Source organism: Mesorhizobium sp. M7A.F.Ca.US.005.03.2.1 (assembly GCF_003997795.1).
Lineage (GTDB): Bacteria > Pseudomonadota > Alphaproteobacteria > Rhizobiales > Rhizobiaceae > Mesorhizobium > Mesorhizobium ciceri.
In genome coordinates this window covers 1-8,921 of the sequence record NZ_RZRP01000178.1, presented here as the reverse complement: position 1 = coordinate 8,921, position 8,921 = coordinate 1, and the positions used below count along the sequence as shown (strand labels likewise).

General features: G+C 61.9%; 9 protein-coding genes and 1 pseudogene. 2 read left to right on the top strand and 8 right to left on the bottom strand.

Annotated features, from left to right (window positions below; all coding sequences use genetic code 11):
* From EN991_RS12665 to EN991_RS12630, 8 genes and pseudogenes are all read right to left on the bottom strand, one after another.
* On the bottom strand, positions 1 to 251 hold a 251-nt coding region (locus tag EN991_RS12665; protein ID WP_164769011.1), incomplete at its 3' end, for a helix-turn-helix domain-containing protein.
* A 156-nt stretch (positions 252 to 407) separates the two neighbouring features.
* Positions 408 to 690: pseudogene (locus EN991_RS12660) on the bottom strand (tyrosine-type recombinase/integrase); the annotation flags it as partial.
* 82 nt (positions 691 to 772) lie between these two features.
* Positions 773 to 1,135, bottom strand: coding sequence for an AraC family ligand binding domain-containing protein (locus EN991_RS12655; RefSeq protein ID WP_164747152.1), 363 nt, complete (start codon positions 1,133 to 1,135; stop codon positions 773 to 775).
* Between the two features lie 2 nt (positions 1,136 to 1,137).
* Positions 1,138 to 2,571 (bottom strand): FAD-dependent oxidoreductase, encoded by a 1,434-nt coding sequence (locus tag EN991_RS12650; protein WP_127368871.1) that lies wholly within the window; start codon positions 2,569 to 2,571, stop codon positions 1,138 to 1,140.
* Positions 2,571 to 3,710: a M20 aminoacylase family protein gene (locus EN991_RS12645; RefSeq protein WP_245460954.1), complete on the bottom strand. Its 1,140-nt coding sequence runs from the start codon at positions 3,708 to 3,710 to the stop codon at positions 2,571 to 2,573. Before EN991_RS12645 ends, EN991_RS12650 begins: the two co-directional genes overlap by 1 nt.
* Before the next feature lie 35 nt (positions 3,711 to 3,745).
* Positions 3,746 to 4,555, bottom strand: coding sequence for an ABC transporter permease (locus tag EN991_RS12640; RefSeq protein ID WP_082826529.1), 810 nt, complete (start codon positions 4,553 to 4,555; stop codon positions 3,746 to 3,748).
* Positions 4,552 to 5,727: an ABC transporter permease gene (locus EN991_RS12635; RefSeq protein WP_127368869.1), complete on the bottom strand. Its 1,176-nt coding sequence runs from the start codon at positions 5,725 to 5,727 to the stop codon at positions 4,552 to 4,554. The genes EN991_RS12640 and EN991_RS12635 overlap by 4 nt, the downstream gene beginning before the upstream one ends.
* Positions 5,728 to 5,782: 55 nt before the next feature.
* Complete coding sequence (locus tag EN991_RS12630; protein ID WP_063168759.1) at positions 5,783 to 6,838, bottom strand: ABC transporter substrate-binding protein; 1,056 nt, start codon at positions 6,836 to 6,838, stop codon at positions 5,783 to 5,785.
* Between the two features lie 121 nt (positions 6,839 to 6,959).
* Here EN991_RS12630 and EN991_RS12625 point away from each other — a divergent pair, with 121 nt between their 5' ends.
* Both EN991_RS12625 and EN991_RS12620 read left to right on the top strand, forming a co-directional pair.
* Positions 6,960 to 8,294, top strand: coding sequence for an aminotransferase class III-fold pyridoxal phosphate-dependent enzyme (locus EN991_RS12625; protein WP_127368868.1), 1,335 nt, complete (start codon positions 6,960 to 6,962; stop codon positions 8,292 to 8,294).
* The coding region (locus tag EN991_RS12620) for a GntR family transcriptional regulator (RefSeq protein ID WP_164769009.1) at positions 8,294 to 8,921 on the top strand (628 nt) is incomplete at its 3' end. The genes EN991_RS12625 and EN991_RS12620, both read left to right, overlap by 1 nt.

The window sequence follows — 8,921 nt, the reverse complement described above, 5'->3', positions numbered from 1 at the left end:
CGTATCTTCGGCGCACCCCATGTCGGCTTGTCTTGCTTGAGGCGCACAATCAGCTTCTCGATTTGAAACGGAAGCTGATTGGCGTGGCGATAGGGCCGCCGCGATCGGTCCGTCAGCCCCTCCAGGCCGCTGTCGTTGTAGCGCGTGAGGATCTTGTAGCCGGTCTTGCGCGAGATATCGAACTCCCGGCAAAGCATCGCCATCTTCTCGCCGTCCAGCAGCCGGGCGACGAACTTCAGCCGCTCTTCCATGACGTTACACTCCCTCCAAGGCACCTTGCTCTCCTTGCAAAGGGCCGAAAGTGTAACCCATCTATCCAGAATGAACTGTCACCCATCTCTCGGGAAGGGCATTATTATCAATGGGTTTATTGACAGGTTCGCCACGAGGTTCGCCAAGCGCGTTACCAGCCGTACGACTCGGTCCATGCCCTGCACAGCCAACGCACCTGCGACGCTTCCCGGGAATAGAGTTCGGCATGGTCAATGTCGTCATGGCCGAGACATCCAACATCTGCCTGGTGGATGCCTCCGCTTCGGCGAGATAGACCCCAAGTGACTTCCGCAGACCATGCAGCGTAAGGCCCTTCGGCAATCCCGCGAGAGCGCACCAGTGGGTCATAGCACCGGTCAGAGATTTCGGCGAGAAAGGTTGGCCATATTCCGTGACTAGAACTGTTTCGCCGCGCCGGTCGGCGCGGAGATGCCAAAACAGCAGTTTCGCTACCCCGGAACTGCGCCGTGAAGGGCCAATCCATGATATGCCTGCCACTTCAAGGTTCTACCGTCCCTTGCCGTGCTGCCCAGTCGTATGGGTACAGACAGTAAAAATAGCCGGTACGCTCGGTGGCGATGTATTTGAGGTGGGTGCCGTTGGGCAGCCAGACGATGTCGCCAGGGCGGCATTCGTGGCGGCCGTCATCCAGTTCGATCGTCAGCGTGCCTTCATGGATGAACAGCACCTCGTCATAGGTCACGGTCCAGTCGATCGAGGCGTTCTCCAGATACTCGATGCCGCCGCCCATGGTCCGGCTGATCTCGGCATTGATCACGCGCGCGATCGAAGACGTTCCGGTCGGCGTGACCGATGGCTTTAGGGTCAACTCGCTGTGCTTGAAAATCTTGGCCTTGGACATCGTCATCCCTTTTTTGCGCGAAGATTGGCTTTGGAGGGAGTGACGCCGGACGGAGCCAGCCCGGCGAGCCATCTCGTCACCGGATCGAGCTTGCGCCCGGCATGTTCGAAATCGTCACGCCGACGCACAGCGCCGCGGACAAAATGTGCACCGACAAAGCGAAAGGGTTCGGGCGGGAAACCGCGCGTTACCGGACGAACCAGCGCCGAATGCGTCAGTTCCGATTCACCGTCAGTCAACAGGCCGGTGAGGATCTCGCCGCCGATATAAGCCATTGTCGTGCCATTGCCGGAAAAGCCATAGCCGTAAACGACATCGCGGTTGGCGCGCAAAGCGCCGAAAAGTGGCACGCCGCTCACCGTCCGGTCGATCGGGCCGTTCCATGATGTCTCGAGCGGAAAATCGGCGAGCGCCGGGTGGCCGTCCCGCAGCGCGCGACGCATTTCGGCGACACGGGGCGACTGGCCATGGAAACGCTGGTCGACGATGCCGCCGAAGCCAATAACGCCACCGCTGACGCCGACGGACAGCCGACCATCGCGCGTCGGAGGCCAACCGCCAACGAAGACGCGGGAATCGATCATCAGCGGCGCCCGGCGGTAGCCGATCTTGTCGAGAAGGTCTGGAATGGGCTGTGACATGGCGTCGTCGCTGGAGATGTTGAAGATCGCAGGGGCCAGTTCCGGAATCGCGCCGGACCAGGCATTCATGGCAAGCACGACCTTGCCGCAGGATACAGTTCCTTTCGCCGTTTCCACCGTGAGCTTGCCCCGTCGTGAAAACCGCTTCATCGGCGACTTTTCATAGATCCGAACGCCGCGCTTTAGCGCTGCACGACGCAGGCCGCGCACCAGGAATCCGGGATGCACTGTTGCCGACGAAGCGTCGAACGCGCCGCCGAGGTGGCTCGTCGTGCCTGCCATCGCCGCGATCTCGTCGCGCGAAACGCGTCGCGCAGGCACGTAGCCATGCGCCGCCAGCTTGTTCAACGCGTCGTCCCAGGCGCCAAGCTGTGCTTCGCACGTCGCGCCCCAGATCCAGCCGATGCGATCGAACCAGGCGTCGATCGCCTCGACCTTGCAGAAAGCCTCGATGCCGCCGATCGCGGCTTCGGATGCCTTGATGATCGAAAGCGCGTCGGTTCCGTCGCGCAGGGCGACAAGCGCGCTGTATTTGGTCCATGCCGAAAGCACCATTCCGGAATTGCGGCCGCTCGGGCCACCACCACAAATGTCGCGCTCTAAAATGACAACATCGAAGCCTGGATTGTGCTCCTTGAGGCGGATGGCGGTCCACAATCCAAGATACCCGCCGCCGACGATGCAGATGTCGGCCTGCGTTGCCTCTTCGAGCGGAGGCGAAAGGTCTGGGTCCCCGGGCAGGACCTGCCGCAGCCAATGGCTTCGCCAAACAATGTCCTTTTCCGTCAGTTGCATCACGATGCGCCTCTGGCCGACAGGCGGCGCTCCACCAGCCTGACCCAAAGGCTGGCGCCAATCGGCAGGATTGCGTCGTTGAAGTCGTAGTTGGTGTCGTGAGCCGCAGCCTGATGCGCATCGTCGGCCTGGCCGAGCAAGAAATAGCAGCCCGGCCGCTGTTCCAACATGTAGCAGAAATCTTCCGAGCCCATCTCGGGAGGCGGATCGACGACGAGACGTTCCGGTCCCATCACCTCGTTCGCAATCGCGATCATCGCATCGGCTTGCGCCGGGGTGTTGATCGTCGGCGCGAAGGGCGTTTCATAGAGAATGTCGACGCTGGCGCCAAAAGCTTCAGCCTCGTTTTTCGCGATGCGGCGGATTGCCGTCTCCAGCGTCTTTTGAACCTGATGGTCGAAGGTGCGCACGGTGCCGGTCAGAAACGCCGTATCGGGGATGGTGTTGAAGGCTTCGCCTGCGCGCAGGCTGCCAACGGTGACGGTTGCCGGAGCGTGCACATCGGTCAGGCGGCCGGGCAGGGCTTCGATTGCGAGCAGGATGCGCGCGGCGATGGGGAGTGGATTGATCGCCAGATGCGGTGTCGCCGCATGGCCGCCCCTGCCGTGGACGACGATCTCGAAGCGATCGGCCGCCGCGGCCACCGTTCCGCGGTGGACGGCGATCTCGCCGAGCGGCCGTTCGCAATTGTGCAGCGCGTAAACTTCATCGCAGGGGAAACGCTGGAAAAGGCCCTCATCCAGCATGGCAAGCGCCCCACCTCGACCCTCCTCGGCCGGCTGGAAGATGAAATGCACCGTGCCGGCGAAGTCGGGCGAGCGAACAAGTGCTGACGCTGCGCCGAGCAGCATTGTCGTGTGGCCGTCATGGCCGCAGCCATGCATCCTCCCGGGGACGCGGGACGCATGCGGCAGCGGCCGCGCCTCGGTCATCGGCAGGGCGTCCATATCGGCGCGAATGCTCAGGCTGCGACCAGCGCCGAGCCTGCCCCTGAGCGTGCCGACGACGCCTGTGCGGCCGACACCTTCGGTCGTCTCGATGCCCCACGAGCGCAGTTTGTCCGCCACGAAACGTGCCGTCTCGAACTCTTCGAAGCCGAGTTCTGGATTGGCATGCAGATGCCGCCGCCAGGCCGTCATCTCTGTCTCTAGTTGCTGCACCGAGGGTACCAGTCTCATGCCGATGCCTTTGCGCGAAGAGTTTGTGAGCGGCTCTGCAGGATGGCGATGACCACAAGCAGGATTGCCGAGAAAGCGATCAGCAGCACGGCGACGGCCGCGATGGCGGGACTGATGGACTCGCGCACCCCGGAGAATATCATGCGAGGCAAGGTTCGCTCTGCGCCCGTCGAGAGGAAACTTGCGACGACGACTTCGTCGAAAGAGATGATGAAGGCGATGATGGCCCCTGTAATGACGCCCGGCGCTATCAGCGGCAGCACTACCTTGAAGAATGTGCGCATGGTGCCGGCGCCGAGCGATGCCGCCGCGCGAACCAACGTCCGGTCGAAGGTCGAAAGGCTGGCGACGACAGTCGTCAGCATCACAGGCACGGCCATGGCCGTATGCACCAGAATGATCGATAGCTTGTTGCCAACGAGTCCCAGTGTGGCGAAGAATGAAAAGGCCGCGACGCCGACAATGACGACCGGCGTCACCAAGGGCGCGGCGATGATCGCATAGAGGATCCGTTTGCCGGCAAAATCGCCCCAGGCGAGCCCGATCGCCGCCGGTATGCCGAGCAGCAGCGCCAGAACCGTGGTGGACAGCGCGATGACGACCGAGTTCCACAGCGCGGTCGGCCAGCGCTGGTCGACCCACAGTTCGGCATACCAGCGCAGCGACCAGCCCGGCGTCGGAAACGCCAGCGAGTTGCTCGAGGTCAGCGACATGGGGATCACGATCAGCAGGGGCAGGATGATGAACGCCAGCAATGTCGCCGCATAGGCATACATCAGCCATTTCCGGAAGCGGTCGGCGCTCATGCGACATGCGCCTTGCGGCGGAAGAGGACGGACGCCGTCCAGAACAGGAATGCAAACAGGACGAGGATCATCAGCAGTTGCAACGAAAGCGCTGCACCCATGCCCCAGTTCAGTGTGCTGTTCGTGTAGAACGCTATGTAGCTGGAGATCATCTGGTCGGTCGGCCCGCCGACAAGCGTCGGGGTGATGTAGTAGCCGAGTGCGAAGACAAAAACGATCGCCCCGCCGGACAGGATTCCTGGCAGGATCAACGGCAACTGCACGCAGCGCCACGCTGTGAGCCACGGCGCGCCCAGTGACAGTGCCGCGCGCATATAGGTGGTCGGAACCCGCCGCATGACGGCGACGACGGAGAGCACCATCATGGGCAGCAGAACCTGAACCATTGCCACGTAGAGTGAAAAGCGTGTGTAAATGAGATTGAGCGGCTCGCTGACGATGCCGAGGCCAAGCAGCGTGGAATTCACGGGTCCGTTCTTCTGCAGCACGATGATCCAGATGACGGTGCGCACCAGCAGCGATGTCCAGAGCGGAAACAGGATCAGCGCGAACATGAGCTTCGACCAGGCCGGCGGCGCGCTGACAATTGCCTGCGCCAGCGGCACGGCGAGCACCGCGCAGATCACGGTCACCACGATGGTGATCCAGATCGTACGCAGCAGCGCGTCGACGAAGATGGCGCGATCGGCTGAAATGGCTTCGATCGAATTGTCCGCGCCTCGCTTCAGGTCAAGGCTCGCAAGCAGATAATAGTCCGTTCGCGCGCTTTGCTGACGCGCGATGACCTGCCAGAGATCGATATTTTTCCAGCCGGCCTGTTTGGAGAGCACCTCGTCGCGCACGGGACGCATAGTCAGCTTGCCGTCGGCCGCATCCTTTGCCGTCTTGATGACGAGGAAACGGCTGCCGACGACGCGCTGGTTCACGAGTTGCGCCAGTACGCCTTCCTTTCCGGCGCGCCGCGCGTCGGCCAGGTCCTCGACGAGTGCTGCAAAGACGGGTTCGCCAGGCAGGCCGCTATCTGCTTTCCAGCCTGCCAGAGCGGCAATTGTGTGCGGCAGGTTGTTCGAAAAATCCGAGTTGTCGACGGCCAGAGCGAGGAAGCGCGCCACCGGCCACAGAAACAGAATGACGACGAACAGGATAAGCGGGGCCGTCAACAGGGCGAGCATGCCGCCCCGTTGGCGCCGCTTTATAGCCGGCTTTGTCCCGACCAACATGCCTGGGTTACTTCGCGAGCCAAGCCTTGAAGCGTTCTTCCAGCGCTTCCTTGTGCTCGGTCCAGAAGTCGTTGTTATAGGCGGCGCCGTACTGGAGGTGCTCCGGCGACGTCGGCAGGTTGGCCTTCCAATCCGCGGGAATGAGGTCGGCGGCTTCCTTGCGGCCGGTGCCATAGGCATAGAGTTTCGAGAAGCCGGCCTGATTTTCAGGGATGGAGAACCACTTGAGGAGATCCAGCCCGCCCTGCTGGTGCGGTGCGCCCTTCACCACGGCCCAGTAGTCGGTGCCGTAGAAGAAGCCTGCGTCCCATGCGATGGCGTAGGGCTTTTTCTCGTTAATGGCTTCGTTGGTGATGCGTGCATTGAACGCGTCGCTGAGCGTCACTTCCCCGCTGTCGAGGTTCTGGATGCCCTGCGTCGTGGTGGACCACCAGACGACGTTCGGCTTGATCTTGTCGAGCATGGCGAAAGCCCGGTCGATACCTTCCGGCGTGGCCAGCACCTTGTACATGTCCTCGCGCTTAACGCCGTCGGCCATCAGCGCGTTTTCCAGCGTGAACTGCGCCTGCTGGTAGAGGCCACGCTTTCCCGGAAATTTCTCGACGTTCCAGAAATCCGCCCAGCTCTTCGGCGCGGCGTCGCCCTTGTAGACATTTGTGTTGTAGGCGAGGACCGTGGCCCAGGTATCGGACGCGACGCCGCATTCGTGCAGGGTGCCCGGCAAATAATTGGCCGCGTCGCCTGTGATTTCTGGCGTCAGCGGAATGAACAGGCCTTCGGCGCAGCCGACTTCCATGGCGGGCGCTTCGACCGAGACGACGTCATAGGTGATGTTGCCCGCCTGCACCTGGGCACGCACCTTGGCGACCTCGCCGCCCCACTCTTCCATGACGATCGGGACGCCCGTCTTTTCGGTGTACTTGTCCCAGACCCCATCCTTGTAGGCCTTGTCCCATGTACCACCCCAGCCGACTACCGTGACGGGGTCGGCCGCGGACGCGACCAAAGCCGAGGTCGCGAGGCAGATCGCGGCGGCAGATACGGCTTGCAGATAAGTCCTCATTGCAGTTCCCCTTTCTTATCGTTGTAGATTTGATCAAATTTCAAACGCAAAATTGATTGATTAGCAACAGGAATTTACGGTACGGTGTAAAAAAGTGAAAAAGCCAAAGGGATTTGATCGAATGCTGCAAGGCACTAGAGACGTGCGCGCCAATGTCAGTCTCGCTGCTGTTCTGGACGAGGCGCGACAGCGTTTCGCTGACGCCAACCCGAACAGCCGGGCGCGTCAGAACGAGGCCGCGGCATCGTTGCCGGGCGGCAATACGAGGGCTGTTCTATGGTATCGGCCATTCCCCGTATCGTTTGTTTCCGGTGAAGGCTGCAGGGTGACCGATCTGGACGGCCATACCTATGTCGACCTGGTCTCGGAATACAGTGCCGGTTTTTACGGCCACTCCGACAAGGCGATTTCGGCGGCCCTTGTGGACGTCATACAGGGTGGCATCATGTTGGGCGCACCCAACCGCTATGAGGCGCGCCTGGCTGCCGCGGTGGTCGACCGTTTTCCGGCCATCGAGCGCGTGCGCTTCTGCAACTCGGGCACCGAGGCGAACATCATGGCGATTTCGGCGGCTCGCGCCATCACGCAGCGCTCGAAGATCCTCGCCTTCCGCGAGGGCTATCATGGCGGCGTACTCACCTTCGCGCATGGCGGCTCACCGCTCAATTTGCCTTTCCCCTTTGTCTTCGCCGACTACAACGATAGTGCAGGCGCCGTGGCGCTCATCAAGGAACAGGGCGACGAACTTGCCGCGGTGATCGTCGAACCGATGATGGGCGGCGGCGGCTGCATCCCGGCGACGCGTGAGTTCCTGGAAGCGCTGCGCGCCGCGACGAAGGAGACCGGCGCGCTGCTGATCTTCGACGAGGTGATGACCTCGCGCCTCGACTACCGCGCGCTCCATGGCGCACATGAAATCTTTCCCGATTTCGTGACGCTCGGAAAGTACATCGGCGGCGGTGCGAGTTTTGGCGCATTCGGTGGACGCGCGGATCTCGTCGACCGCTTCGATCCTGCTTTGCCTGGTGCGTTTTCGCATGGCGGGACGTTCAACAACAATATTCTCAGCATGGCTGCTGGTTTCACCGGTCTGACGCAGGTGCTGACGCAAGAGGCGAGCCGCGCCATCAATTCGCGCGGCGATCGCTTGCGTGAAGCGATGAACGTCTCCCTTGAGCGGTATGGCGTCGAGGGCATCGTCATAGGGCGCGGGTCGTTGATGAACCTGCATTTCGTCAGGGGGCCGGTGGACACGCCGGCGCGGCTCGACGATGCCGATCCATCGGCGATTGCGCTTTGGCATATCGAGATGCTGTTGCGAGGGTACTACGTGACGCCGCGCGGCATGCTGGCGTTGTCACTGCCATTTGGCGACGCAGAACTCGACGGCTTCGCCGCCGCATTCGACGATTTCCTGTCGAGCAACCTCAAAATACTGCCGCGCCGGACAAACTGATGCTCGATCGCAAGGATGCCACTGCCGGCTCGGCCGCGCAAAAGACAGCTCATGTTCGTGTACATACGGGCTTGAAGGAGGCACTGATGAACGGTGACTTCCTGCCCGGCCAGAGACTGGTCGTACGACAGCTTGCCGAACAGTACCGGACCAGCGCCATGCCGGTGCGCGAGGCCTTGCGGCAACTCGTCAGCGACGAGGCGATGTTCGACCACCCAAATCGGGGCGTCATTGTCCCTGAGGCCACGGTGGCGCGTATTTCGGATCTGGTGCGTGTGCGCTGCAGCGTCGAAGGGACGGCGGCCGAGTGGGCCGCGACGACCATCACGCCCGAAGAACTCGATGAATTGGCGAAGCTGAACGGGCTGATGCGCGAATGCGTCGAGAGCAATGTCATGGCTAATTATCTCGGCCTGAACAGGCGCTTCCATTTCACGATGTACCATGCCGCGCGTTCACCTCTCATCCAGCAGATCATCGAGAAATTGTGGCTGCAGGCAGGACCGTTTCTGAACATCGTCCGCTCCGACGTGACCTACGGCCTGGGCCTGGACCATCACGACGAAATGCTCGCGGCGCTGCGTCGCGCCGATGGCGCGGCTGCGCGCAAGGCGCTGGTTGCCGATC